Raw genomic sequence first — 25779 nt, forward strand, 5'->3', positions numbered from 1 at the left:
CGATCTTGCATTACCACCCCCCGAACATCCCTGCTTTATGAGTCTCCCTCATAGGTAAACAACAGAACGTCTATCCCTTATAGCAAGGGTTTGCAGATGCAGAAAAATCAAGCCTCCATGGCGGTCAACCGGATGAGCGCCACCACTGAAGAAGTCACCGCCAACACCATTGCATTAAGAGGCAAAAGTAAAAGGGAGCGCCCATTAACACTCTTACAACACAATGAAACCTCCACAATGAAATGCGCCTACATGTGAAAGCCAGGCGCAACAAAGGCAGCAGCGCTTAGAATTTAATAAATCCGTTCAGCATCAATGTATCACCCTTACTTGTATTCCGGGCATAGACGTCGCTTTGATAAGTCGCGATAACGCCCCAATCCCGATTTGCATAGCCAAACTGCGGACCGACCTTAATTGATTTGGTACGATTACCAATATCATCGCCACGGAGTTGATCGTCACTCAACTGCGTTGAAACATACCCCCCGATACCCGCCAACCAGTTCTGAGTCAGGCGATAATTCACACCGTAGTCAGCAACCACCTGCACACCGGACTTATAATCGGTTTTGGGGTTTTCAAAACTATAGTTAACGCTGATCTTCGAGCTCACCTCGACCTGCGGCAATGGAAACCAAGTGAAGGCATAAGCGGCATAAATCGCCTTGCTATTGTTACCTGGATTGACCAGGGCATGCGGATCATATTTCCCCCAAGGGGTTACAAAGTCCAACTCCACGTTATGAAGGTAAGTCGGAGACTGCCAACTGACCAGGGCACCGAATAACGGATCGCCCATGCCATTCGAGTGGCCGCTACCGGCCGGCCCCAATGCAGGGATGTCCAAGTGACCATCAATGTAAGGGACTGCAACCTGCAATGAAACGTTACCGCCGAGCAATGTGAGCCCATCAAGCGTATGTGTTACCCTTAATGCGTGAGCGTGGATTTTTCCTTTTGCCTCAGGAAACACCTTATTCCCTTGTCCATCACGAACGGAATCAATGTCAATAAGTTTGTTGTAGCTGTAGACGGTGGTGTCGCCGGGTGCACCCACTGCACCACTCATGACGGTCACAATACCCTCTGGATAGCTGGAAGTGCCACCCTCGAGAGCCATTGCCTTACCGACGAACAGTAAAGCGCCCACACAAAAAGCCAGACGATAATCAGCTGAAATCTTCATCACGTTTTCCTTCTTGTTCTTATTTTCGGCAACAGTAATTGACGCACACGCAAAAGGAATAGCCGTTCGGCGCAAAACACCTGAACACTTATTCCCCCAGGAGAAATACCTCTCCCACCTCAGTCACTTCCAACTTCACAGCGGTCAAGTACTGACCAAGACAGGGGCCTTTTATGCACAGACCTGAAGCGATCTCAAACAACGCGCCGTGCCCACTGCAAACTATGTATCGGGAGTCGTTATCGAGATAGCGATCCTTCAGCAATGGCATGGTTGAGCCAGGCCAATGGGGGCAAGAATTTTTGTAGCCAACAATGCTACGGCCATCGTTGACTAAAAAAAGATCATCGTGACCTATGCTTTTCGTCCTGAATCCCAGAGCGCTACCTGGCGCAAGTTGTTCGAGATGGCAAAGCCTTAGGCGATTGGCGTTTGCCATCCTCGACTTAACCTCCTACTTATTCAGGTTTTCCTCCTGGCGCCCATTTTTCACGCCAGTGAAACAGGAACACCTGAGAATTATCGACAATGCCAGGTGCCAACCGTGGCGACCAATCATCATCATGTTGATCCATATCGGCGTCATACTCGATATGGCAGCCCATTGGGCTGTTAAAGTACCAGAACCAGTTCGAACCAAAACGATGGCGCCCCGGGCCCCAATACGATTCCCACCCTTTCTCAGCGAAGGCGTAGCCGGCTTTCATGACTTCCGTCGGCCCGCCCATATGGAACGTAAAATGCTCACATCCCTGCAGCTGAGGCGGCGTTTGGATGAAGAAGAGCGTGTGGTGATCCGAAGTGCCGGCAGGACGCAGAAACGGGCCCATTCCGATGAACTTGTCCGTGACCTTGAAGCCAAGACGATCGGCGTAGAAACGCTCAGCCTTTTCGGCATCAGGAACGAAATAAACCACATGGGAAAGCGTCCGCGGCTTGGGAGCGGGTTCTGCGGTGTCGATGCTGACGCCGGTGATGTTCGCGGGGCGGTGAACATCACCCGGAGCGTTTACCCGCTCTGCCTTCAACTGATGCGGCTTTCTTACCGAGATCTGAAACCCCAGCACGAAGCCGAGATCATCAACCAACTCCAACGAACCATCCGCCAAAACCTTGACTTCACGCTCACCGTCGAATTCTTGCTTGATGCTGTCCAGCGTGGCGGCGTCTTTCACGCCATACACGGTCTTGCGCAACATATTTGCAGTAGGCAAGTTCCAAGCAGGCAGGCTTGGATCATCGCCACGCTTGATGACCACACCGGTTCCGTCTAGCGCCTCGAACCGACCGTCCCCTACAGGCTCAAGACCGTAATCCTTCAGGAAGCGCTCGCAGAGCGCGACATCATCAACACCAAAATACAATGTGTCTGGGCCAAGGATGTTCATTTCAACACCTAATCAAAGATTGAGTTTTTGTTGTGTCAGGCCCACTCTTCAAATCGGGCCTGATATCTTCGATGTGCTCGTGAATGACACGCACACGTCACATGAACGGCTTACGTTCCTCAGGCCACCAGAGGCCAGCGATCGGTTGCCCCATCGTGTTGCGAAGCGTTCCGACTCCTTCGACGATCATTTCGACAACGTCACCCGGCTGGAGCCTGCGATCCAGTTCAAGAGCGGACCCTCCCCCCATCGTACCCGAACCAATTACATCGCCCGGCACAATGGTTTCGCCCAGGCTTGCCCAAGCAATGAGCTCAGCTATCGTCCACAATTTATTGGAGCTGTCTCCTTTACCCCACGTCTCGCCATTGACTCGAACTTCCATGCCGATCCGATCGAGATCTTTGAATTCGTCCACCGTGGTGATCCACGGCCCGATACCGTAGGCAAAATCCTTGCACTTGGTCGGCCCCATCTGAATCGGCATCTCGATCGCTTGACGATCCCGGGAGCTGAAATCATTGAAGATGGTAATGCCGAATAGATGATCAAGCGCGTTCTCAGGCCGCAGACTTTCGCCACGCTTACCGATGACATAGCCCAGCTCGAGCTCGTAGTCCATATGCTCGATATAGCCTGGCCACGGGACTTCCGCTTCATGCCCGATGACCGTATGGGGCGTGCCTTTGAAATAGCCAGGCACCTTTAGAAGGCTAGGAGTAGGCGCATGCTTGAATTTCTCATGAAAGCCTTTGATGTGGCCTACGAACGTCAAGCCATCACGCACGACCGATGGGTCTGATGCCGGCAACCACTGCACGTGCTCGAATGAAGTGGAGTACGCATCCGGCCGCTTTGCGTTGATCCTTTCGGCCGCCTGGATAAATGGCGCACCCAGGGCGATTGCCGCCGACATGCTGCCCGGGAAAACAGCCTCTGCGTACTTCAACGAAGCTTCACGAGTAGAGCCCTCCTTGACCAACTGCTCCTGGAGCACACGTTTCAGGTCGATGACGCGCTTCTCTTCTGGCACTACGAGCACCAGACGCGCTTCCGCTCCGTCGGGCCCATTTACAGAAATTCGGCCTAGCTTCATGTGTTCTCCCTCTTTTTATTGAAATGACTCTTGAGAGCCGGCATTTAGGTTTGCACGGCTAAAACATATACGGCACGTACCGTTTTGTAAAGTGCCGCACGTAGGTTGATCTATCTGCTGCATTCCCGAGCGATGGGCCTCCCCTGCGGCAGCGTGTTCAGCAACCCGATGGGCGCGGTGCCATCAACATTCGCTTTTTCGGTAAACGCCAAATATACTGATCGAATCGTTTCGTTATGCTTAAAAAATGTTCAAAATCAGCCAAACGGCGTCGTTCATCGGAGTAAAGGAACCCTATCAATGCAGGTCAAGAAAGCCGCATCGAGTGACAAATCACCTGTTGGTCGCCCGCGTAGCGAAGCGACGCGCCGTCAAATCCTGGATGCGGTTATCCACCTGCTGCAGGACAAATCGATCCAGGCCATCTCCATTGAAGCGATTGCTCGAGAGGCAGGGGTGAGTAAGGCGACCATCTATCGGTGGTGGGATTCAAAGGCGTCGGTGGTCATCGATGCGTTCATCGAAAACCACTTGGTAAAAACGACGTTTCCGCGTGGCATGCGCCCACGGGACGCCATAGCGCATCATTTTCGCTCATTGGTCGCACAGTACTCTGGATGGCCTGGGCGATTGGTTGCTCAACTTATTGCCGAAGGTCAATCCGACCCCAGCATACTTCGCGCCTTTCGGGAGCGCTTTCATTACGGAAGGCGAGCCGTTGTCAGAGAAATGCTTGAGGAGTGGAAAAGCAGCGGCGACATTCCAAGCGACAGCAACGTCGAAGTACTTATGGACTTGATCTATGCCCCAGTCTACATGCGCCTGATGATCGGGCATGCCCCTCTGGACGAGGCCTTTGCTGAATCACATATTAATTATCTCTGCCACTTGCTGGGCTCCAAGCCCTGAGCAGATTATTGCAACACAACATCCAAAAAGAACCGGCCTAGCGGCCGGTTCGTATCGGCAGGGCTAAACGCCCCGTTAGCAAGGCTGAGCGATAAACTGGTAACTCTCCATCAGCAATTTTGCGCTCTTTTCGCGGTTTTCCAGGGGATTTTGCTCATAGACTGAAAGTTGATAGGACGCATCGAAAATTCTTTTCACCCGATCAAATCGACGTTGGCTGTACATATTCAAAGCCTCATCAACAGGATGATCTGATAATACTTGGGCCAATACCACGGCATCTTCGACGGCCATGCCTCCACCGGAAGTAAGCTGCGGTGTCGGAGCATGCGCAGCATCGCCCAGCAACACGATACGGTTCCGGTGCCAAGGTGCAGGAACCAACGTGATATCAAACGGCCGAAACAGCACATCAGCAGGCGATTTTATTTGCTCCAATGCATCACGAATCAGAGGGGCATCATAGGAGCGAAGCCGTTCGATCAGTAACCCGTCAAGCTCATCATCAGGGTAGCGGAGGTGTTCTTGGCTGTTCTCCATGTGGAAGAGATAGCAGCTTTCTGCCGACGTTGGCAGAACACCAACCGCCGTACCATTCGCCGCTCGGAATATATGAAATCCGTCAAGAGATGCCGGTCGCCGAGCATTGAAACGCCAAACACTTTGCTTGGCAAATCTTGGGCGAAACTCCTGACCAAAAAACTGATCTCTCAATCGCGAGAACGCACCGTCAGCGGCGACCAGCAAATCATATTCCGCTTCGGAGCCATCGGTAAACCTCACCAACACAGCGCGGCCATCATCGCGCACCGACTCTATTGAAATATTTTTACTCAGTATTGCGCCACGCCGAGTCGCGTGCGACTCCAGGACATGTGAAAGTTCAGGGCGTTTGATACCACAGTTGTCCCCAATTGGACAAGCCATGATCGAACTCCCAGTTGAATCAAACTCACGGAACATATGAAAAGGCGCACCACGCTCCAAGCAATCACTTTTCAACCCGATCGAATCAAGCGCCCGCAAGGTGTTACCTAATAGACAGATACCCGTTCCTGCCGCAGAAATGCACGGTTTGTTATCGATGGCATGAACCTCAATACCACGATCCGCAAGTGCACAGGCTAACGCACCGCCGCCGATGCCAGTGCCTACAATCAGTACCTTATTGATCTTTTGCATTTTGCTCCACCCTTAACTTATTTTTGTATTTAGGACAGACAATGATTTCATAAGAAGGGAAAGCCCCCTCAACGCCTGACGATTAAGAGACTAGAAAGCCGTGTTAGACGCCCCCTTCAACGCGAGCATTTCGCGCGCCTCGTCAGGGGTAGCGACTCCAAAGCCCAACTCCTCAATAATCTTCCTGATTTTTCGAACCTGGGCCGCATTCGAAACGGCCAGTTCGCCACGACCGATATACAAGCTATCCTCCAGCCCCACCCGGACGTTTCCTCCCATGATGGCAGCAAGCGTCGCCAGGGGAAGCTGTTCTTTACCCGCACCCAGCACAGACCAGTGGTAGTCGGAACCAAACAAACGATCCGCGGTACGCTTTTGATGCAGCACATCCTCGATGTGAGCCCCCATGGCGCCGCGCAGCCCAAAAATTGTCTGAATGAACAGCGGAGGCTTAACCAGGCCCTTGTCCAAAAAGTACTTCAGCGTGTACAGGTGGCTGACGTCGTAGCACTCAAACTCAAAGCGCGTCCCGGATCCGCCAATGGTTTGCAAGATCCACTCAATATCGGAAAACGTGTTTCTGAACACGAGATCTTTGGTGGCATTGAGATGCTCCACTTCCCAGCCATACTTCCAATTTCGTTCCTTGCTGGCCATCTCGGAAAGGTTGAGATTTATTGACCCCATGTTCAAAGAACACATCTCCGGCTTCAAAGCGACGCCGGCAGCCGCCCTTTCGTCAATGGGCATGCCCGGACCGCCACCGCCAGTCGAAACGTTCACAATCGCATCCGTTTCGGATTTGATCCGGGACACGAATTGACGGAAAATCTCAGGATCGCCGGTAGGCCGACCATCCTCGGGATTACGAGCATGAAGATGAACGATCGCGGCTCCCGCCTTGACTGCTTCAATGGCTTGATCGGCAATCTCTTCAGGCGTAACCGGCAGATAAGGCGACATCGACGGCGTATGCGCCCCACCGGTAATGGCCGCAGTAATGATGATTTTTCTCACAGCGCCTCTCCTTCATTCAATGCCAGCAAAACAAACAGCATTCGGCAATTGCGACCTGACCGATTCGACCAACTGTGGTTGGTGGCTCGCTGAACCAGAACGTCGCCAGGGTGCATGACGGTCTCACCCCGATCCATCAGGGCGACAATTTCACCTTCGAGTACCACGGCGTAATCAAGCGACTCCGTCTTGTGGAACCAAAAATGCCGCGGTTCGTTCTTGTCCCGAACACCTTCACTGTCGAGAAACTCGACCAGCTTTTCTTGGTCATAAGTCTCGTCAGGGGGGAAGTCGACGATGCGAAGCAACGAACCTTCTTCAGAATGGAACCCGAATTTGTGTCCTGCCGGCGCAGGGTCCAGACCCACAGCGCGTCCTGCCCCTGTGGCCCAGACAACCTGAGCGACAGGCTTACCAGGTTGAGCGAGCACATTGGGCGTATTTCCATCGCTGGTGAAAACCGATTCGCCGGCTTGGTTATGCCCCGTCACGATCCGGCGAACAGGCTTGTAATCCAATTTAGTCATATTATTCATTTAACTGCCTTTAAAAACGATACGTATAGTATTTTAATTATCTAAAATTTTTTGCCGTATCACGCTGCCTGGAAACGATTGACCGCCATGACCAGAAAGGTTGCCGAGGCACTGGCAACGAGCAGTTCGCGCTGTGGGTCATACAGCTCAGCTTTGGCGAATGCGATCTGACGCCCCACACGTTCCACAGAAGCAACGGCCTTCAACAGCGACGGTCGAGCCGCCGCCTGCATGTTCACTGTGATGCTTGTTGTGGCGCAGGTTTGACCACAAGGGAGCTTGCTGAGCACAGCAAACGCCATGGCATAGTCGAGCATGGTCATCAATGTACCGCCACAGACCACCCCGTTACCTTGAATGGTCGTTGCAGGTGCTTCGAAACTGAGTTCGACCGTTCCAGGCTGGCCTTTAACCAGGCGTGCGCTGAGCGCGCTTAGCCCAGCGGTCAGCTCAAGAGGGATATCGAACCGAGCCTCTGAAATGACACACTCCAAGAAAGCGCGGTCTGGATTGTCAACGATCGTCTGCATTACCTGTCACCTCAACCGTTGTGACTGACGCACTTTTGCCGCTGCACACCCAGCCCGGCAATCTCGCCAACCATGATGTCGCCGTCGTGCAAGAAGCGATTGTAGTGAGTGCCATTACCTGCGGGCGAACCGGTGCAGATAACATCGCCCGGCAAAAGCTTCGCGTATTTCGAGATATAGGCAATCTGCTGTTCGATGCCGAACAACATGTCCGCGGTAGTTTCGTCTTGCATCGTCTGACCGGACACGGTCAATCGCATGGAGAGATTGTGCGGATCTTCTATGAATTGCTTTGGAACCAGGTACGGGCCAAGCGGAAGAAAACCGGGTTGACCTTTTGACCTCATCCAATCCGTACCCAGCATTTTGTAATCGGTACGAGGGATGAGGTCACGCGCGGAGATGTCATTGACGATCGTATAGCCGGCCACATAATCCATGGCGTCCTCCGCCCGAATGTTATAGCCCTCCTTGCCGATCACCACGGCCAGCTCCAGCTCCCAGTCCGGCTTGGTGGTAGTGGGTGGCAGCACCAAGTCCTCATAGGCACCCGAGATCGCGGAGACGGGCTTGGTGAACACATAGGGTTCTCCATTCGCCACCCTTTGATCCATCATCTCTTCAGCCCACTTCCTGAGCTCTTCCTTACTCAAACCTTCGGGCCCGACATTGGAGTCAACGGTCAGATCAACGACATGCTTGCGGTAGTTCGCGCCCGTGCAGAATACCTGGCGGGGAAGGTCAATGGCGGGGTGGAAGGTCAGTTGATCTTCAGCGTACCAGGAGGAAGTGGATGGTTTTCCTGCAACCCGCTCAAGCGCGGCCAAGCTGGTTTCCCAATTTTCGAGTAGCGCCAGGACGCTTTTCCCCTTAAGGGCGTCGACACCAAATTCCTCGGCCAAACTGCCGATGGATGCGACCTTGCCTTCTACAAAGAGCCCAGCGAAACGTTGCTGAGGAGTGGACTTCAAAGAAAACGTCCCAAGCGAAAATTTCTTCATTTTTCTCTCCGAAAACTGTTACAGAAAAGAGCAATCTACAATTTGCTCATACGTGGACTCTGCGCCTGGCAAACCCAGCTCAGCTCGCTGCGCGATAAGAAGCTCTATGCCTCCGCGATCAGGGGTCAGCGTTTTAGGGAATGTGTTAATCAGCGCTGTTACCGCTTCCGAGGGAAGACCAAGATCCTCCAGGGACTCTTTCAGCCTGACCTCGTTTGCAGGCAAGGTGCTCAAGGATTCCTGCAGCAGGAAAACCCAGGTTTTCAAGCTCTCGAGGGCATGTCCTGCTGACTTCCTCACCACCAAGCCCTGGCCAGGGAAGCTGGGGAACACGTCTTGAATCGTTGCGAGCTTGTTGTGCCCGCGCTGTACAGCCATGGTGTCGAACGGGGGGCCTAGCAAGGTTGCATCCCCCTCCCCTTCGATGAGCGCGGAGAAACGCTCACGTACACCGCCTATGGGCGTGAGTCGATAGTCGTTCAGGCCCAATCCGGTTTGCTGCAAGAGCGCCCTGAGTGCGATGACAAACCCATTCTCGGGCGCATCCACGAGAATCTTGGCGCCGGCCAAGTCCCGCGGCGAGAACACATCAGGGGATCCGATCAACTGAAGCGGCGTAGTGGTTTCAACCTGGGCAATGACCACGAAGTCTTGAGGGCCTTGCCGCTGATTCCAGTGCAGCACGTTGTCGATCGAGGTTACGACCGCGTCGACTGTGCCTTCACACAGCGACAGGTACTGCTCATCAGAAGATTGCGTCCTGGAGGACTCGAAATTGAAACCGGCTGGCGTTTGCCAGGAGGCTGCCACGGCAATGGCAGGAGGGACGAACCACATCACACGAAGAGTGTTATTGGACATTTTTTTATTCTCGTTCTGGGTGCCACAAATCTAATACTAGACGTATCGTATTGTCAACGAGCCAGGTCAATGTGCTGAGATCCCTCTAACAAGCTCATAAAATCAAACAGATATGTGCTCATCCCAGGGATTTCGATGGCTATCCATCAGGACGGTGGCGTTACAGGTCCAAGACCATACGAGACGTCTTGCTTCCAGAGCAGCAGACAAAGATCGTTTTACCCGCCTGTTTTTCTGCATCGCTGAGAATTGAATCGCGATGGTCTGGTGTCCCTTCGAGCACGCGGACTTCACAGGCACCACAGATGCCTTCGCGACAGGAATGCATCACCTCCACGCCAGGGTGGTTGGAAATTACTCCACTCAGTGAAAACCCGCTCGCCCGCTCCGACACCCCTGGTCAGTGACGAGCCTGAAACTCGGTCGTTGTAGCACAGGAGCAAAACACCGATTCGGCATGGGAATCAGGGCTTGATTTTTTTGAGATCCTCGAGCAACTCCAGCAAATCCTGCATTTTCTTCTCGCCGAATTGCCGCTGGATCTCGAGGTAATTGCGCTCCATTCCCTCGCTCATCGACAAGAAGCACTGGTGCCCCTGCCCCGTCAGGCTGAGGAAAATGCGTCGCTGGTCTTCAGTCGATTTCCTGCGGATCACCAAGCCATCGCGCTCCAGGCGCTTGAGCACACCACTCATGCTCGGTTTGAGGATACAGGCCTGATGAGCCAACTGATGACTTTCCAGTTCTCCCTGCTGGCGCAGGATCCTAATCACTCGCCATTGCTGCTCGGTCAAGTCATGTTCGTTCAAGCCGGGTCGAAAAAATGCCATCACTGCTTCGCGGGCCTGGAGCAAAGTGAGGGTCAGGGAAGGTCTGGGGTTGGCCATGGGGACTGGGCTGAGTAGAGGAGCCGACAGCTTAAGGTCGACGCTCCAACAGCGCAACCGGCTGAAACAGCAGGACCTTGCGCTAAAAGCAAGGCCTCAGCGTGCTCCGTATGACAGGCCTGGCATCCCAGCGGCGCCATGCCGTTTCTTGGGCAGAACCAAACCCGACTGCACAGGAACATTACCTGTTAGCGAAAGCCCGGTTGTCGTTGACGATACTCTCCGGGCGTCATCTCGGCATAGCGCAGAAAGAACCGGCTGAAATACGCCGGATCCCTGAAACCGAGCAAGTAGCAGATTTCATTGACCGAACTGCCAGTGAATAACAGCAAGCGCTTGGCTTCCTGCATGACCCGCTCGAGCACCAGGCGCTTAGATGGCAGGTCGGCAATACGACGACACACATCATTGAGTCGCGCCTCGGTAACACCGATAGCTTCGGCATAGCGGTGAAGCGCCCAGTGTTCAAGGTAATGGGCTTCGATCAATGCATTGAATCGATGAAATATCTGCAAGTCCTCACGCCGCGCGGGCGTTGCCTTCAGGGAGTTGGCGCATAGGCGCAGCAGGCTGACCATGATCAGCCTCGTCAGGCTTAACAGTGCGGCACTGTGCCCGGCGACTGCGCTATTCATTTCGCGTCGTAGCTCCTCGAACAGAAACTCCAGGCGCCGCGCCTCACCCTGCAACTCAGGTTCAAGGCGGCCAAGCGCCACGCAAGCAGGGGCCAACTGCGCACCGGGGGCCAGCCCGGGGTCGCTTTCGATCAACTGCCAGACCAGTTGCTGGCGCACGGTGAGCACATGCCCATCAGCGTCTGCTTCAGTAACAAAGGAATGGGCCACTGTCGGTGGCGTAAGGAAAAACATCGGCCCCGACTCAAGGTACTGCTGATCATCCAGATAGACCCGCACCGCACCGCTCTTCACGTAATGCACCTGAAAGAACCGGTCATGCCGGTGCACCGGCATGTTGCGACCGAAAAATCCCGCCAAATTACCGAGTTTGTCGTAGTGCACTTCGGCATCGCTGTAGCGCTGGTCGTAGACCTGACCGATGTTGATATTGGGGATCGGCTGACGATCGCTCATCACGAGATGCTCTTTCTTGTTGGGGTATTGGCCGTGCAACGGGGTCCATCCTGCGCCGGTTTTCGGCAGCTCACCAGCGCCGAACGACTCTGCCACGCTTGACGATAGTTAACATATTAATTATAACGTTAATAGGTTAACGAATTTTCGACGGAGCAGTCACTGCCCCGCCACTGCCAGGAGAAAAGCATGAGCCGTGCCCTGCATGATGTTGCGAGCGGCACCCTGTTCGGCGTTGCGCTGAACTATCAGGGGTTGCTGAACCAACGTATCGCCGAATTCGAGCAAGCGCCTTACCAGAAAGCACCGGTCAAACCGGTGCTGTTCATCAAGACGCCCAACACCCGCAATGGCCAGGACGGCGTAGTGCCGCACCCGCACGGCGAACGTCTGCAAGCGGGCCCGGCGCTGGGTGTGGTGATCGGTAAAAGCGCCAGCCGCGTCAGCGTTGAAGATGCTTTGGAGCACGTAGCCGGCTACACCGTCGTCAATGAGTTCAGCCTGCCGGAAGACAGCTACTACCGCCCGGCGGTGAAAGCCAAGTGCCGTGACGGTTTCTGTTCCCTGGGCCCGGAGCTGGTGACGCGTGACCAGGTCGCCAACCCGCACCAGTTGAGTCTGAAACTCTTCGTCAACGGTGAACTGCGCCAGCAAAACTCCACGGCCAACTTCGTGCGCGACATTCCCCGACTGATCGCAGAGATCAGTGAATTCATGACCCTGCACGCCGGCGATGTGCTGATCACCGGCACCCCGGAAGGCCGTGTCGATGTCCAGCCCGGCGACACCGTCGAAGTCGAAATCAGCGGCCTCGGTCGCCTCGTCAACCACATCGTGGCCGAGTAACAGGAGCTTCCATGAAACACGCCCGTATCCGCTTTGAAGGCGAAGTCCACCGCGTCCAGGTCGAAGCGCATAACGCCGTGCGCCTGACCGATGGCCGCCTGCTAGCCGAGCATCAGGTCGAGTGGCTGCCACCGGCCACCGGCAGCATGTTCGCCCTGGGTCTGAACTACGCCGATCACGCCGCAGAACTGGCTTTCAAACCACCGACCGAGCCGCTGGCCTTCATCAAGTCCCCCGGCACCTACACCGGCCACAATCAGACCACCTGGCGTCCGGATAACGTCGCCTACATGCACTACGAGTGCGAACTGGTGGCGGTCATCGGCAAGACCGCGCGCAACGTCAAGCGCGAGGATGCCCTGGAGTACCTGGCCGGCTACACGGTGTGCAACGACTACGCGATCCGTGACTACCTGGAAAACTACTACCGGCCCAACCTGCGGGTGAAGAACCGCGACGCCACGACGCCCGTCGGCCCATGGATCGTCGACGTCGCCGACGTGCCAGACCCGGGCAACCTGAAATTGCGCACCTGGATCAACGGTGAACTGCGTCAGGAAGGCACAACCGGCGACATGATCTTCGACATCCCTTACCTGATCGAGTACCTGTCCAGCTTCATGACCCTGCAGCCCGGCGACATGATCGCTACGGGCACGCCAGAGGGCCTGGCCGATGTGGTGCCTGGCGATGAAGTCATTGTGGAAGTGGAAGGCGTCGGTCGCCTGGTCAATCGAATTGTCAGCGAAGCGGAATTTTTCTCCGCCCGTAAAGAGGCTTGAGCAGCATGATCAAACACTGGATCAACGGCCGTGAGGTCGAAAGCAAAGATGTTTTCGTCAACTACAATCCAGCCACCGGCGAAGCCATCGGTGAAGTCGCCAGCGGTGGCGCCGAGGAAGTCGCCCAGGCCGTGGCCGCGGCCAAGGAAGCCTTCCCGAAGTGGGCCAATACGCCGGCCAAGGAGCGCGCCCGACTGATGCGCAAGCTCGGCGAACTGATCGAACAGAATGTTCCGCATCTGGCGGAGCTGGAGACGCTGGACACCGGCCTGCCGATCCACCAGACCAAAAACGTGTTGATCCCGCGCGCCTCGCACAACTTCGATTTTTTCGCTGAAGTCTGCACCCGCATGGACGGTCACAGCTACCCGGTCGACGACCAGATGCTCAACTACACCTTGTACCAACCGGTGGGTGTCTGTGGTCTGGTGTCGCCGTGGAACGTGCCGTTCATGACGGCGACCTGGAAGACCGCGCCGTGCCTGGCGCTGGGCAACACGGCCGTGCTGAAAATGTCCGAACTGTCACCGCTGACGGCCAACGAACTGGGGCGACTGGCCGTCGAGGCCGGGATTCCCAAGGGCGTGCTCAACGTCATCCAGGGTTACGGTGCCACCGCCGGTGATGCGCTGGTTCGCCACCCCGACGTACGCGCGATTTCCTTCACCGGCGGCACCGCCACCGGCAAGAAAATCATGCAGACCGCCGGCCTGAAAAAGTACTCCATGGAGCTGGGCGGCAAGTCGCCAGTGCTGATCTTTGAAGATGCCGATCTGGATCGCGCCCTCGACGCGGCACTGTTCACTATCTTCTCGCTCAACGGCGAACGCTGCACTGCCGGCAGCCGGATCTTCATCCAGGAAAGCGTTTACCCGCAGTTTGTCGCCGAGTTTGCGGCCCGGGCCAAACGCCTGATCGTCGGCGACCCGCAAGACCCGAAAACCCAGGTTGGCTCGATGATCACCCAGGCCCACTACGACAAGGTCACTGGCTACATCAAGATCGGCATCGAGGAAGGCGCCACCCTGCTCGCCGGTGGCCTGGAACGTCCGGCCAACTTGCCAGCACACCTGAGTAAAGGCCAGTTCATTCAACCGACAGTGTTCGCCGACGTGAACAACAAGATGCGCATTGCTCAGGAAGAAATCTTCGGTCCGGTGGTGTGCCTGATTCCGTTCAAGGATGAAGCCGAAGCCCTGCAACTGGCCAACGACACTGAATATGGCCTGGCGTCCTACATCTGGACTCAAGACATCGGCAAGGCGCATCGTCTGGCCTATGGCATCGAGGCCGGCATGGTGTTCATCAATAGCCAGAACGTGCGTGACCTGCGTCAGCCGTTCGGTGGAGTGAAAGGTTCCGGCACCGGTCGTGAAGGTGGCCAGTACAGCTTCGAGGTGTTCGCCGAAATCAAGAACATCTGCATTTCCATGGGCAGTCACCACATCCCACGCTGGGGTCTCTGAACAAACGGTGGTTGCTGAAAACTGCGATGGGTCGCGCATCGGCTCATCGCAGATTTCATTGGCCGCCAGATTGAATCGAAAAACAACAATTTCAGGAGAATCATCATGGGCGAAGTTGTCCTGGCCGCGAAGATCTGCCACGTACCTTCAATGTACCTGTCGGAACTGCCTGGCAAGCATCACGGTTGTCGCGAAGCGGCGATTGCCGGGCACAAGGAAATTGGCCGGCGCGCCCGTGAACTGGGTGCCGATACCGCCGTGGTGTTCGACGTGCACTGGCTGGTCAACAGCGGCTATCACATCAACTGCGGCGAGCGATTCCAGGGCATCTACACCAGCAACGAACTGCCTCACTTCATCAAGAACATGGAATACGCCTACCCGGGCTGCCCGGAACTGGGCGAGTTGATCGCCGCCGAGGCCAATCTGGCCGGGGTGCGCAGCATGGCTCACAACATCCCGAGCCTGGAGCTGGAATATGGCACGCTGGTGCCGATGCGCTACATGCACATGGGGGTCCCCGACGAGCAGAAGCTCAAGGTGATTTCCATTGCCGCCTGGTGTGCCTGGCACCGCCTCGAAGACAGCTTTGCCTTTGGCGCCGCCGTGCGCCGGGCCATCGAGAAGAGCGACCGCAAGGTGCTGGTACTGGCCTCGGGGTCGCTGTCGCACCGTTTCTCCGATGACCGCGAAGCCGAAGCCAACATTCATAACTGGACCCGCGAGTTCGACAAGCAGATGGACCTGCACGTGGTCGAGATGTGGAAGCAAGGCCGCTTCAAGGAGTTCTGCGCCATGCTCCCGGACTACGCCGAGCACTGCTTCGGCGAAGGCAAGATGCACGACACGGCGATGCTCCTCGGCCTGCTCGGCGGGCCCGAGTACAACAAGCCGGTGGAAGTGCTGACCGAGCCCTTCGGCAGTTCCGGCACGGGCCAGATCAACGCCATTTTCCCCCTCTGAGATGCGCTCACGGGCAACCGCCGGGTTGCTCGTGGCCCAGGAGACGCACATGCCACATTTCATCGCCGAGTACACCGACAACATCGAACAGCAGACGAACCTGCCCGCGTTGTTCGAAAAGGTTCACGCCGTCCTGGGAGACAGCGGCGTATTTCCCCTGGGCGGTATTCGCAGTCGCGGGGTGCGCCTGGACACCTGGCGCATGGCTGACGGCAAGCACGATTACGCCTTCGTCCATATGACCCTCAAGGTCGGTCACGGTCGCGACCTGGCAACCCGGCAGAAAGTCGCCGAGCAACTGTTCAACGTCATCACTGAACACTTCGCCGAACTGCAAGCACAGCGGTTGTTGGCGCTGTCATTCGAAATGATCGAGCTGGACCCGGAGCTGAATTTCAAACAGAACAACGTGCATGCCTTCCTGAAGAACCAGGTGGGCTGATTCACGCCCGCCCTCCGCCAATGGCCACTCAGACAAAAAAGTACAACATCATGAGCACAGCCAATATCGCCGACAGCCGCACCGTTGCCGAGCGCGATCGCACCCACGGCATAGTAACTCGGCGACTGCTGCCATTGCTGCTGGTCTGTTACCTGTTCGCCCACCTGGACCGGATCAACATCGGTTTCGCCAAGATGCAGATGAGTAGCGACCTGAACTTCAGCGATACAGTCTACGGCCTCGGTGCCGGGCTATTCTTCATCGCCTACGCGCTGTTCGGTGTGCCGAGCAACATGGCCCTTGACCGGGTGGGACCACGGCGCTGGATCGCCAGCCTAATGCTGGTCTGGGGAGCACTGTCGAGCAGCATGTTGTGGATCGATAGCGCCAACGGTTTCTATGTTCTGCGCTTTCTGCTGGGGGTGGCCGAAGCGGGTTTCTTTCCCGGGATCCTGGTCTTTCTCAATCGCTGGTACCCGGCCCGGCGCCGCGCTCAAGTCACGGCACTGTTTGCTATCGCCGTGCCCATGGCCGGAGTGATCGGCGGGCCGCTGTCCGGCGCCATTCTCGAGCGTTTCCATGACTTCGGCGGACTGCGCGGTTGGCAGTGGATGTTCCTGATCGAGGGCGCGCCAGTGATTATTCTCGGCCTGGTGCTGCTCAAGTGCCTGCCGGACAGCTTCGAAACGGTGAAGTGGCTCAACCCCACACAGAAACAACAACTGCGTGCGCAACTCAGCAGTGAAGAACAACGCAAGTCCATCACCTCCTTCGGCGGCATCGTGCGCAATCTGCAGGTCTGGCTGCTGGTGGCGATCTATTTTGCGGTAATGCTGGCGGTCAATACCCTGGCGTTCTGGATGCCGACCCTGATCCACGGCAGCGGCATCGGTCGCGACAGCCAGATTGGCCTGCTCAGCGCCGTGCCCTACCTGGCCGGGTGTTTCTTCATGATCGGTTGCGGGCGCTCGTCAGACCGCAATCTAGAACGTCGCTGGCACCTGTGCGTGCCGCTCCTGATGGCCGCCGCCGGTATTGCCGTGGCCGGCCTGGCGCCGGGCAATCCGCTGTGGGTAATGGGCGGACTGATCGTCGCCGGCATGGGCGCCAGTGCCGCGTTGCCGATGTTCTGGCAACTGCCCCCGGCATTTCTTTCCAACGGTAGCCAGGCTGCCGGCATCGCGATGATCAGCTCGTTCGGCAGCGTCGCCTCGTTTCTCGCGCCCTACCTGATCGGCTGGATGCGCGACACCACCCAGAGCGCCAGCCTGGCCCTGTATGTCCTGGCATCGTTTATCGCCCTTGGCGGCTTCCTGGTCCTGCGGACCCACGCGGCCATCGTCAACCCACAGTAAAGAGATCTTCGTCATGCTCGATCAACAGCAAATCCTGCAAGCCGCCGCCCGACTGGACCGCGCTGAACGCTCCCGGGAGCAGGTCCGGCAATTTTCCCTCGATCACCCGGCGATCACCATCGAAGACGCCTATGCCATCCAGCGCGCCTGGGTCGCGCAGAAAATCAAGGACGGACGCAAGCTGGTCGGGCACAAGATCGGCCTGACCTCCCGGGCCATGCAAGTGTCCTCGAACATCAGCGAACCGGATTACGGCGCCCTGCTCGACGACATGCTCTTCGATGAAGGCACCGACATTCCTTTCGAGCGCTTCATAGTTCCGCGGGTGGAAGTGGAGCTGGCGTTCATCCTCGGCAAACCGCTCAAGGGCCCGAACTGCACTATTTTCGACGTGCTCGACGCCACCGAATGGGTGATCCCGGCGCTGGAGATCATCGACGCACGGATTCAACAGATCGACCCGCAGAGCAAGGCGACGCGCAAGGTCTTCGACACCATTTCCGACAACGCCGCCAACGCCGGCGTGGTCATGGGCGGGCGCGCCGTGCGGCCGACCGAAATCGACCTGCGCAAGGTGCCGGCGGTGTTGTATCGCAACGGCGTGATCGAAGAGTCCGGGGTTTCCGCCGCCGTGCTCAATCATCCGGCCAAAGGCGTGGCCTGGCTGGCGAACAAGCTGGCGCCTTACGACGTCACCCTGCAACCGGGGCAGATTATCCTCGGCGGCTCGTTTACCCGCCCGGTGGCCGCCAATCCCGGCGATACCTTCCATGTCGACTACGACATGCTCGGCTCGATCTCCTGCCGCTTCGTCTGATCCCTGGAGGACCATTTCATGGACATGCCCATCAACCGCTTCAAACAAAGGCTGCAAAGCGGCGAAACGCAAATCGGCCTCTGGCTTGGCCTGGCTGACGCCTACTGTGCCGAGTTGGCAGCGAATGCCGGTTTCGACTGGCTGCTGATCGACGGCGAACATGCGCCCAATGACCTGCGCGGGATGCTCGGCCAGTTGCAGGCCGTCGCATCCTACGCGAGCCAGCCGATCATCCGCCCGGTGATCGGCGATAGCGCGCTGATCAAGCAGGTGCTGGATATCGGCGCCCAGACCTTGCTGGTGCCCATGGTCGAAAGTGCCCAACAGGCACGGGAACTGGTGCGCGCGATTCACTATCCGCCCCAGGGGATACGCGGCGTCGGCAGCGCGCTGGCGCGGGCATCACGCTGGAACAGCATTCCCGGTTACCTGGACCAGGCCGATACACAGATGTGCCTGCTGGTGCAGATCGAGAACCGCGAAGGCCTGGCCAACCTGGATGCCATCGCCGCGGTCGAGGGGGTCGACGGGGTGTTTATCGGCCCAGCGGATTTGAGTGCGTCCATGGGCCATCGCGGCAACCCAGGGCATCCCGAGGTTCAGGCGGCCATCGAGGACGCCATCGTGCGGATCAAGCGAGCCGGCAAGGCCGCCGGTATTCTCAGTGCCGACGAGGCGCTGGCCCGACGTTATATCGCGCTGGGCGCTGCGTTCGTTGCCGTGGGTGTCGACACCACGGTGCTGATGCGTGGCCTGCAAACTCTCGCAGGTAAATTCAAGGATGTTCCGGCCTCGACAAGTGCGGGCGGCGTGTACTGAACACACCGCCCCTCCGTAGGAGCAGCCGGTCAACGTTCGATGCTCGCTCCTACAGAGGCGGTGTTTGCATTGGCATTCAACGCCTGATGGTCTTCAACTCATTGAGCAGCCCGAGCAAGGTCTGCAATTTCTCCTCGCCCAACTGCGCCTGCAGCCGCTGGTAGTTCTCTTCCATGCATTGGCTCATGGACTCAAAGCTAGCCTTGCCCTTCTCGGCCAGGCTCACCAGCACCCGCCGCTGATCCTGCTCGGCCTTGCGCCGCTGAACCATACCCGCCGCCTCCATGCGCACCAGAACACCGGTCATGCTCGGCTTGAGGATGCAGGCCAGCTCGGCCAGTTGGTAGATCTCCAGCTCGTCGTGCTGGCTGAGAATGCGGATAACCCGCCATTGCTGCTCGGTCAAACCATGCTGGTTGAGCGAGGGACGGAAGAAACTCATGGCCGCTTCACGGGCCTGCAAGAGGGTCAACGTCAGGGACTGTCGGGGTTTGAGCATCGGCGTCAGGATCACGGCATATTTAGTTAATAATTTAACGAAATTCTAGCATTGTCCAACCCGCTACACCTACACCTACACCTACACCTACACCTACACCTACACCTACACCTACACCTACACCTACACCTACACCTTCCAGATGATGTTGCGTTTGTCCCTGTCTACCATGAAGCAAAACGGCGCCCCAGGCGCCGTAGAACATTGAAGGCCGCTCAACAATGGCTGATGAGCTTCTTCAAGACCGTCTTGAAGGTTTCGATCTGCTCTTCGCTGAAATCGGCAAACACCTTGTCCTGCTGCTCCCGGGCAATCGCCCAGAGGTCCTCGGTCTGCTCAATGCCGGTGGCGGTCAGGCGCACGCGGTGGTCATCGTCGTTGACCAGGCCTTTGCGCTTGAGGTTGGCCACCGCTTCATCAATTTCCCGCACAGGCATCGCCACCTCGCGCAACAGATCGCTCACGCTCAGGCCGGCGTCGCTCTCCAGCACCATGAGCATCCGCGCCTCGCTGGTACGTAGGCCGGTAGACAATTGCCGAGGTTGGTAGCTGGACTGATATGCCCGTACCGCCTGGGTCATCAAGTAATACAGGTTGTGGCTCAGGCGCCCCTGGAAATGACTGCTCGGCGGTTGGTTTTCATCACGTTTGGTCATGCGGGTATGCGGCAGGACCATGGAGTAGGCGCCCTGGTGATAGAGCAAAGGCGAGCGGCCGAAGTCATCGAAGGCGATGACTTTACCGATCATGATCCAGTGATCGCCACCGTCTAGCTGCTGATATTTCTCGCAGTGAAAACGCGCCGAGCAATCGGCGAATACCGGCGAACCACCCTCGCCCGCTTCGAATTCGATTTCGGCGAAGCGATCTTCCTTGGGGCGGGCGAAATTGTTGGAGAGGTCGATCTGGTCCGCCGCCAGCACGTTGACCGCAAAATGGCTGGCCTGCTCGAATACCTCGTGGCTGTTGGAGCGTTTGTCGATGCTCCACAGCACCAGAGGCGGATCCAGGGACACCGAGTTGAAGCTGTTGGCCGTAACGCCGACCTTGCGCCCGGAAGCGGTGGCGGCGGTGACCACGGTCACGCCAGTGGCGAAGTTGCCCAGGGCCCGGCGGAAGGCCCGTGGATCGAAGGTCGTTTCGATGGCGGCGCAAGCGCTGTTTTGAGACATGCAAGACTCCCGGACTGCTTCCAGGAGCAGTCCTGATTGTTGTTATGGGGGCGTTGTATAGCCGTTCGACTTAGGCCAGGCTCGGATCGGGCTCCAGGCCCATCAGCTCGCGGCCGAGGATCTGCGCACAGACGTCATAATCGGTGTAGGCATGGGCCCCGGTCATGTGCGAGTCGCGGAACAGACGCTGCATCTCATTGTGCTCGAACCAGGCGTTGCCACCGGCGACTTCGAACAAGCGATCTACAGCCTGAATGCACATCTTGGTCGCGTACGCCTGGTTAGTGCGCCAGAACGCCAGGGCCTCGCGACTGGGATAACGATGCTGCTCACTGTGCTCGGCGTGTTCCTGCCAGGTCTTTTCGAGAAAGGCCCGGGCGGCAGCCACCTGATGAGTCGACTCGGCCAGGCGCATCAATGCCGGGGTCGCCGCACCGACCGCCGCCCCGGTGTACGCACGCACGCGGGTCTTGGTTTTTTCACGGAACACTTCCAGCATCCGCTCGGCCACCCCCAGGCTCACGGTGGCGAAACCACTGGCGAAGTAAGGACGATAGGGCGAGTAGAAAATCTTGCTGTCCGGGTACAGGCCGAAACCTGCGGACTTGCCTTCCATCATGTCCTTGGCTTTCTGGATCCGATGTTCTGGCACCAGCACATTGTCGATGATCAAGGTCTTGGTGCCGCTGCCTTTCATGCCGGCGGCGAACCAGTCGTCACGGATCTGGTAGTCACTGCGTGGCACTACCGCAAAGCAGTAGTCTTGGGAGCCCTCAGCGTTTTTGCGACGGAAACCAACAATCGCCCATTCGGCGTGATCGGAACCGCTGCTCCAGCCCATTTCACCGCTGAACAGGACACCGCCTTCAGTTTCTTCAGTGCGGCCGAACGGCGCGATACTGCTACTGGCCGTGGCATCCGGGTCATCGCCCCAGACCTCCTGCTGCAATTTGGCCGAGAACAGCGCCAGTTGATGGCTGTGGGTACACAGCAGGCTCATCGCCCACGCGGTGCTGGCACAAGCGCCGGCGAGCAACGCAATGCAGTCGGCAAATTGTGGCAGTGAGATTTCCATGCCGCCGAACTGGCGCGGCTGGAAGGCACGGTGCAGACCGATGCTTTTGAGCAGCGCAATGTTCTCGTCGGGGACCTTGCGCTCCTGCTCGGTCCGAAAGGCATTGGCGGCGATGGTCGGCAGAATGGACTTGAGGTCTTCGAGGAGCGGGTTTGACTTTTTCATGGATGGCCCTGCTTATTATTGGATGTCCGGCAGACGTTCAAAGCTGTGCAACGGCGCCGGATGCAGGGCCAGTATGGTGCGATCGATCACGCTGAAAAATGCATCTTCCAAAGCCAAGATTGTACTTTCCATAGGCAACCAGCCAAGCAGGGCACACACACCTGCAATCCATCTGACAGACACCGACATGCCCCTCCGCGGTCAAAACAAATCTTCACGGATAGATACACCTTCCTGACCTCAATGGTCAGGGCAATCGCTGGCGGGGTTATAGTCGAGCAGCCCCTCGGCAATGGCGAAGCGGAACATCTCTTTGAGCCAGCCTCGGCACTTGCCAGCAGTAGACAAGGCGTTGCGTTTCTCTATACGGCGGATTGTCATGAGCAGATCAGCCCGCTGTATCTCTGGCACCAGGAGCTTGCCCAGTCCGGGCAGGATATCTTTCTGAAAGAAACGATCGATCTGCACCAGCGTGCATTGCCGCCCCATGCTCAAGCGCTTGGCCTTGAAGGCCCGCCAGCGCGCAAATACGGCCTCAAAGGCATTGCTCAACTCAGCATCGTAATCGAGCTGCTTACGTCGGTGCAGACGCGGATCAATGCCCTTGACGACCAGCGATCGCGCTTCCTCTCGCAACTCGCGAGCGTCCTTCAAGGAAATTTCCGGGTAAGGCCCCAGGGACATTCTCTTGGTCTGCCCTCTCCACTGGAACCTGAAATGCCAAAGCTTGGAGCCATTGGTTGGCACCATGAGCGAAAGGCCTCGGCCATCACACAGGTAGTAGCTACATTTTTGAGGTCTAGCCTGCCGAACGGCAGTATCGGTTAAAGACATACGGCACCTCCGTCCGAGTCTCTCCCAACAGTGGGCTAGCTCGGGACTGATGACATGAACCCCTCAATTGACGGGGGCAGTGTGATCAGCGAGGTGAAGCGTACGAATCGTTTTTGAGAGACCAGAGCTGTCCGTTTTCGATGACAAGATTCAGGACAACTTTTTTCTGGCTGGCAGGAGCCCTTGATGGAACTCCACAATCGGCATAGGGGACGGCCTTCATAGGCCGCTCCCCTGCCACACCACCCGGCATGCGGGTCCGCACCGGGCGGTTCGAGAGATTGAGGTTATGAGAGTCGCACCAGCCCCATCCTGTCAAACCGTGCCACATCCAATACTCGATTGAGCTCAAATCGGCTGTTAGCCACCAGCGGCAGGCGTTTCCCGCCACCTTCTGCGCTACACGGTCATTCGCACCCAGTGCTCGCAGCTCACGATAAATCGTCGAATTACGCTTCCACTGCTTGAGTTGGACCGCCCTCAATCGGTGCCTTATCCACTCGTCCAGCTTGCGCCAGACTTTCGGCGTCTGTGACAGCCCAAAGTAGGTTTTCCAGCCCAACAGATAAGGGCGTAGGTTCTCGACAACTTGTCGCAGACTGCGACCGCCTGATCGACGGGTCAGTTCGCGTATTCGTTGCTTGAACCGCTTGCGCGCCTTGACCGCCACGGCTCTTTTGACACCTTGTGGAGAGGCCCAGAAGGCGTATCCCAGAAACTTGCGACCGAACGCGCTGGCCACCGCACTCTTGCTTTCGTTGACACTCAAGTGCAGCTTTTCATACAGCCGCTTGAGCAGGGCCATCACCCTCTGCCCTGCCTTGTGGCTGCGAACATACACATTCGCATCGTCTGCATAGCGCACAAAACAATGGCCTCGGCGTTCAAGCTCCCGATCCACTTCGTCCAACAGCACGTTCGCCAGCAATGGCGACAGCGGACCGCCTTGCGGCGCCCCGCCACGGTTTTTCTCGACCACACCATTGATCAGTGTCCCCGCATCCAGATAGGCACGGACCAAGCGGATAACCGCCCGATCCAAAATCCGTCTGCGTAAGCGATCAATCAAAAATATCGTGATCGACCCGGTCGAAGAACTTCTCCAGGTCCACATCAACCACCACTTTTCGACCCGAAGACACATGGCGCTGAGCCGCCAACACCGCGTCCTGCGCACTACGTCCCGGGCGAAAGCCATAGCTGTGTTCACTGAAAGTTGGATCGAGTAGTGGCTGCAAAACTTGCAGTAGCGCTTGTTGGATCAAACGATCGGTGACCGTCGGGATACCCAACTCGCGTTCGCCGCCATCGGGCTTCGGAATGACCACACGTCGTACCGGACTGGGCCGGTAGGCACCAGAGAGGAGCTGTTCACGAATCACTGCCCACTGACTCAGCAGATGCTCGGCGGTCTGTTCAATGTCCAGACCATCGACTCCCGCTGCGCCTTTGTTGGCCTTAACCCGTTTCCACGCCCGTTTCAGGTTTTCTCTCGCAAAGGCTCGTTCCAGCAGCCCTTGCCCTGCGTTATCGGATTCATCTTGCGGGCGATTGACCTCGTCACTGATGGGACTTCTCACGGCTTCACCGCTCGTTGTCTCCACCCGCCCCGCGTTTGGCAGGCATCTGACTTCCGGTTTTTCGCATCAACATGGCCTATAACGCTTTCTCTCGTTCGGCCCTTCGTCAAAAAAAAAGGACTACTACGGCCTCTGCTGACTTCTCGCTCCGGCTTGCGCCGTCGCCCTTTCAGGCATGAGGCGAGATCTCCCCAGGTAAGAACGCAATCCTTCACCGCACAACCGCCGGATTTACGCTGCCTGACCTTTGACCACAAGAGCTTCGCGGTTAGTTGCCCGCTCGCCCTGATCGGCATCGCCTTGTATCCGGTTCTTGTCCATCGGCTCGCGGCTTCGATTCACGCTTCCTCCCCACATTCGGTCGCCCTCATGCAGTTGCGCTTCACTTCGTTCGCTGTGGTCAGCTTACGGCGGGACTTTCACCCACAAGATTGCGCCCATGCTGGGCGCACAACGAAAAAAGCGACCCTAAGGTCGCTTTTTCAAAGGCTTAAGGACCATCATCAGATTTTGATGGAAGTCCTTGTAACCATAATTTGGAGCGGGAAACGAGACTCGAACTCGCGACCCCGACCTTGGCAAGGTCGTGCTCTACCAACTGAGCTATTCCCGCGTCTTGGTGATGCGCATTTTATAGATTCTACGCACCCCGTCAACCCCTTGATTCAAAATAGTTTTATTTTTTTTCAGGATTTTCGGCAGTGACCTTCAGATGCGGCCACGCCGCCCGCAGATACTGCAGCATCGACCACAGGGTCAATACCGCCGCCGCCATCAGCAACGCATACCCCACCAGCACCCAGAAACTGAAATCCGAGGGGTTGGCCAGCAGGATCACCAACGCCAGCATCTGCGCCGCGGTTTTCCATTTGCCCATGTTGGAGACGGCCACCTGTGCCCGCGCGCCCAACTCGGCCATCCACTCGCGCAGGGCCGACACCACGATCTCACGACCGATGATCACCGCCGCCGGCAAGGTCAACCACAGGTTGCCATGCTCCTGCACCAGCAGTACCAATGCCACGGCCACCATCAGCTTGTCGGCCACCGGATCGAGAAACGCGCCGAACGGCGTGCTCTGCTCCAGGCGACGGGCCAGGTAACCGTCCAGCCAATCCGTTGCCGCCGCAAAGGCAAACACCGAACTGGCCGCCATGTAGCTCCACTGGTAAGGCAGGTAAAACAGCAAAATGAAAATCGGAATGAGTACAACGCGTAGAACGGTGATCAGATTAGGGATATTCATCGGCACAACTGGCTACGAGGTTGGAAGGCAT

29 protein-coding genes, 1 tRNA gene and 1 pseudogene are annotated in these 25779 nt (G+C 57.1%); 10 read left to right on the top strand and 21 right to left on the bottom strand.

Annotation, left to right across the window (positions count from 1 at the left end; genetic code table 11):
* Nucleotides 1–96 precede the first annotated feature (96 nt).
* Nucleotides 97–258 (top strand): hypothetical protein, encoded by a 162-nt coding sequence (locus tag UCMB321_RS30745; RefSeq protein ID WP_157015972.1) that lies wholly within the window; start codon nucleotides 97–99, stop codon nucleotides 256–258.
* A gap of 28 nt (nucleotides 259–286) precedes the next feature.
* Here the strand turns inward: UCMB321_RS30745 and UCMB321_RS15960 are convergent, their stop codons facing one another.
* The 4 genes from UCMB321_RS15960 to UCMB321_RS15975 all read right to left on the bottom strand — a co-directional run bounded on the left by UCMB321_RS15960 (nucleotide 287) and on the right by UCMB321_RS15975 (nucleotide 3673).
* Nucleotides 287–1189: a SphA family protein gene (locus tag UCMB321_RS15960; protein ID WP_040068516.1), complete on the bottom strand. Its 903-nt coding sequence runs from the start codon at nucleotides 1187–1189 to the stop codon at nucleotides 287–289.
* A gap of 88 nt (nucleotides 1190–1277) precedes the next feature.
* Nucleotides 1278–1628 carry a Rieske (2Fe-2S) protein gene (locus tag UCMB321_RS31790; protein WP_040068518.1) on the bottom strand — a complete coding sequence of 117 codons (351 nt, stop codon included), beginning with the start codon at nucleotides 1626–1628 and terminating at the stop codon, nucleotides 1278–1280.
* A 19-nt stretch (nucleotides 1629–1647) separates the two neighbouring features.
* On the bottom strand, nucleotides 1648–2577 hold the full coding sequence (locus tag UCMB321_RS15970; RefSeq protein WP_040068519.1) for a VOC family protein: 930 nt from the start codon (nucleotides 2575–2577) through the stop codon (nucleotides 1648–1650).
* Nucleotides 2578–2674: 97 nt separating this feature from the next.
* The gene (locus UCMB321_RS15975) at nucleotides 2675–3673 is read right to left on the bottom strand and encodes a fumarylacetoacetate hydrolase family protein (RefSeq protein ID WP_040068521.1); all 999 of its coding nucleotides are present in this window, start codon (nucleotides 3671–3673) and stop codon (nucleotides 2675–2677) included.
* A 105-nt stretch (nucleotides 3674–3778) separates the two neighbouring features.
* Between UCMB321_RS15975 and UCMB321_RS15980 the strand changes: the two genes are divergently transcribed.
* Nucleotides 3779–4582 (top strand): TetR/AcrR family transcriptional regulator, encoded by an 804-nt coding sequence (locus tag UCMB321_RS15980; protein WP_209437182.1) that lies wholly within the window; start codon nucleotides 3779–3781, stop codon nucleotides 4580–4582.
* A gap of 75 nt (nucleotides 4583–4657) precedes the next feature.
* Here UCMB321_RS15980 and UCMB321_RS15985 read toward each other — a convergent pair whose 3' ends face one another.
* The 9 genes from UCMB321_RS15985 to hpaA all read right to left on the bottom strand — a co-directional run bounded on the left by UCMB321_RS15985 (nucleotide 4658) and on the right by hpaA (nucleotide 11687).
* Nucleotides 4658–5764 (bottom strand): FAD-dependent monooxygenase, encoded by a 1107-nt coding sequence (locus tag UCMB321_RS15985; protein ID WP_040068525.1) that lies wholly within the window; start codon nucleotides 5762–5764, stop codon nucleotides 4658–4660.
* 90 nt (nucleotides 5765–5854) lie between these two features.
* Nucleotides 5855–6781: a 3,5-dioxohexanoate:acetyl-CoA acetone transferase gene (gene kce / locus UCMB321_RS15990; RefSeq protein WP_040068527.1), complete on the bottom strand. Its 927-nt coding sequence runs from the start codon at nucleotides 6779–6781 to the stop codon at nucleotides 5855–5857.
* Complete coding sequence (locus UCMB321_RS15995; protein ID WP_040068529.1) at nucleotides 6778–7317, bottom strand: cupin domain-containing protein; 540 nt, start codon at nucleotides 7315–7317, stop codon at nucleotides 6778–6780. Before UCMB321_RS15995 ends, kce begins: the two co-directional genes overlap by 4 nt.
* 59 nt (nucleotides 7318–7376) lie before the next feature.
* Entirely contained in the window at nucleotides 7377–7847 is a 471-nt protein-coding gene (locus UCMB321_RS16000; protein ID WP_040068532.1) for a PaaI family thioesterase, read from the bottom strand.
* 11 nt (nucleotides 7848–7858) lie between these two features.
* A complete protein-coding gene (locus tag UCMB321_RS16005; RefSeq protein WP_040068534.1) occupies nucleotides 7859–8848 on the bottom strand; it encodes a fumarylacetoacetate hydrolase family protein in 990 nt (329 codons plus the stop codon).
* 18 nt (nucleotides 8849–8866) lie between these two features.
* Nucleotides 8867–9709, bottom strand: coding sequence for an ABC transporter substrate-binding protein (locus UCMB321_RS16010; RefSeq protein ID WP_040068537.1), 843 nt, complete (start codon nucleotides 9707–9709; stop codon nucleotides 8867–8869).
* A gap of 160 nt (nucleotides 9710–9869) precedes the next feature.
* Entirely contained in the window at nucleotides 9870–10103 is a 234-nt protein-coding gene (locus tag UCMB321_RS30160; RefSeq protein WP_280806657.1) for a 2Fe-2S iron-sulfur cluster-binding protein, read from the bottom strand.
* A gap of 70 nt (nucleotides 10104–10173) precedes the next feature.
* On the bottom strand, nucleotides 10174–10596 hold the full coding sequence (gene hpaR, locus UCMB321_RS16015; protein WP_040068539.1) for a homoprotocatechuate degradation operon regulator HpaR: 423 nt from the start codon (nucleotides 10594–10596) through the stop codon (nucleotides 10174–10176).
* A 188-nt stretch (nucleotides 10597–10784) separates the two neighbouring features.
* Complete coding sequence (gene hpaA / locus UCMB321_RS16020; protein ID WP_040068541.1) at nucleotides 10785–11687, bottom strand: 4-hydroxyphenylacetate catabolism regulatory protein HpaA; 903 nt, start codon at nucleotides 11685–11687, stop codon at nucleotides 10785–10787.
* A gap of 189 nt (nucleotides 11688–11876) precedes the next feature.
* Here hpaA and UCMB321_RS16025 point away from each other — a divergent pair, with 189 nt between their 5' ends.
* From UCMB321_RS16025 to hpaI, 8 genes are all read left to right on the top strand, one after another.
* Nucleotides 11877–12533: a fumarylacetoacetate hydrolase family protein gene (locus UCMB321_RS16025; protein WP_040068542.1), complete on the top strand. Its 657-nt coding sequence runs from the start codon at nucleotides 11877–11879 to the stop codon at nucleotides 12531–12533.
* Between the two features lie 11 nt (nucleotides 12534–12544).
* The gene (locus UCMB321_RS16030) at nucleotides 12545–13315 is read left to right on the top strand and encodes a fumarylacetoacetate hydrolase family protein (protein ID WP_040068545.1); all 771 of its coding nucleotides are present in this window, start codon (nucleotides 12545–12547) and stop codon (nucleotides 13313–13315) included.
* A 5-nt stretch (nucleotides 13316–13320) separates the two neighbouring features.
* A complete protein-coding gene (hpaE, locus tag UCMB321_RS16035; RefSeq protein WP_040068547.1) occupies nucleotides 13321–14781 on the top strand; it encodes a 5-carboxymethyl-2-hydroxymuconate semialdehyde dehydrogenase in 1461 nt (486 codons plus the stop codon).
* Nucleotides 14782–14886: 105 nt separating this feature from the next.
* A complete protein-coding gene (gene hpaD, locus UCMB321_RS16040; RefSeq protein WP_040068549.1) occupies nucleotides 14887–15744 on the top strand; it encodes a 3,4-dihydroxyphenylacetate 2,3-dioxygenase in 858 nt (285 codons plus the stop codon).
* A 49-nt stretch (nucleotides 15745–15793) separates the two neighbouring features.
* The gene (locus UCMB321_RS16045; protein WP_040068551.1) at nucleotides 15794–16186 is read left to right on the top strand and encodes a 5-carboxymethyl-2-hydroxymuconate Delta-isomerase; all 393 of its coding nucleotides are present in this window, start codon (nucleotides 15794–15796) and stop codon (nucleotides 16184–16186) included.
* A 50-nt stretch (nucleotides 16187–16236) separates the two neighbouring features.
* On the top strand, nucleotides 16237–17541 hold the full coding sequence (locus UCMB321_RS16050) for an MFS transporter (RefSeq protein WP_040068662.1): 1305 nt from the start codon (nucleotides 16237–16239) through the stop codon (nucleotides 17539–17541).
* A 13-nt stretch (nucleotides 17542–17554) separates the two neighbouring features.
* Complete coding sequence (gene hpaH, locus UCMB321_RS16055; RefSeq protein ID WP_040068553.1) at nucleotides 17555–18358, top strand: 2-oxo-hept-4-ene-1,7-dioate hydratase; 804 nt, start codon at nucleotides 17555–17557, stop codon at nucleotides 18356–18358.
* A gap of 18 nt (nucleotides 18359–18376) precedes the next feature.
* Nucleotides 18377–19177 (top strand): 4-hydroxy-2-oxoheptanedioate aldolase, encoded by an 801-nt coding sequence (gene hpaI, locus UCMB321_RS16060; protein ID WP_040068555.1) that lies wholly within the window; start codon nucleotides 18377–18379, stop codon nucleotides 19175–19177.
* Nucleotides 19178–19253: 76 nt separating this feature from the next.
* Here hpaI and hpaR (UCMB321_RS16065) read toward each other — a convergent pair whose 3' ends face one another.
* From hpaR (UCMB321_RS16065) to pgsA, 8 genes and pseudogenes are all read right to left on the bottom strand, one after another.
* Nucleotides 19254–19676, bottom strand: a complete 423-nt coding sequence (gene hpaR / locus UCMB321_RS16065; protein ID WP_040068664.1) for a homoprotocatechuate degradation operon regulator HpaR — start codon at nucleotides 19674–19676, stop codon at nucleotides 19254–19256.
* Between the two features lie 215 nt (nucleotides 19677–19891).
* A complete protein-coding gene (locus tag UCMB321_RS16070; protein WP_040068557.1) occupies nucleotides 19892–20848 on the bottom strand; it encodes a p-hydroxyphenylacetate 3-hydroxylase reductase component in 957 nt (318 codons plus the stop codon).
* Between the two features lie 70 nt (nucleotides 20849–20918).
* Complete coding sequence (locus UCMB321_RS16075) at nucleotides 20919–22088, bottom strand: p-hydroxyphenylacetate 3-hydroxylase oxygenase component (protein WP_040068560.1); 1170 nt, start codon at nucleotides 22086–22088, stop codon at nucleotides 20919–20921.
* A gap of 15 nt (nucleotides 22089–22103) precedes the next feature.
* Nucleotides 22104–22277, bottom strand: coding sequence for a hypothetical protein (locus UCMB321_RS30750; protein WP_157015974.1), 174 nt, complete (start codon nucleotides 22275–22277; stop codon nucleotides 22104–22106).
* Nucleotides 22278–22328: 51 nt separating this feature from the next.
* Nucleotides 22329–22922, bottom strand: coding sequence for a tyrosine-type recombinase/integrase (locus tag UCMB321_RS16080; protein WP_052451259.1), 594 nt, complete (start codon nucleotides 22920–22922; stop codon nucleotides 22329–22331).
* A gap of 287 nt (nucleotides 22923–23209) precedes the next feature.
* A pseudogene (gene ltrA / locus UCMB321_RS16085) lies at nucleotides 23210–24575 on the bottom strand (group II intron reverse transcriptase/maturase).
* A 464-nt stretch (nucleotides 24576–25039) separates the two neighbouring features.
* Nucleotides 25040–25115 (bottom strand) — tRNA-Gly (locus UCMB321_RS16090).
* A 63-nt stretch (nucleotides 25116–25178) separates the two neighbouring features.
* Entirely contained in the window at nucleotides 25179–25748 is a 570-nt protein-coding gene (gene pgsA / locus UCMB321_RS16095; protein ID WP_040068562.1) for a CDP-diacylglycerol--glycerol-3-phosphate 3-phosphatidyltransferase, read from the bottom strand.
* Nucleotides 25749–25779 lie beyond the last annotated feature (31 nt).

Source organism: Pseudomonas batumici, assembly GCF_000820515.1.
Taxonomy (GTDB): Bacteria; Pseudomonadota; Gammaproteobacteria; order Pseudomonadales; family Pseudomonadaceae; genus Aquipseudomonas; species Aquipseudomonas batumici.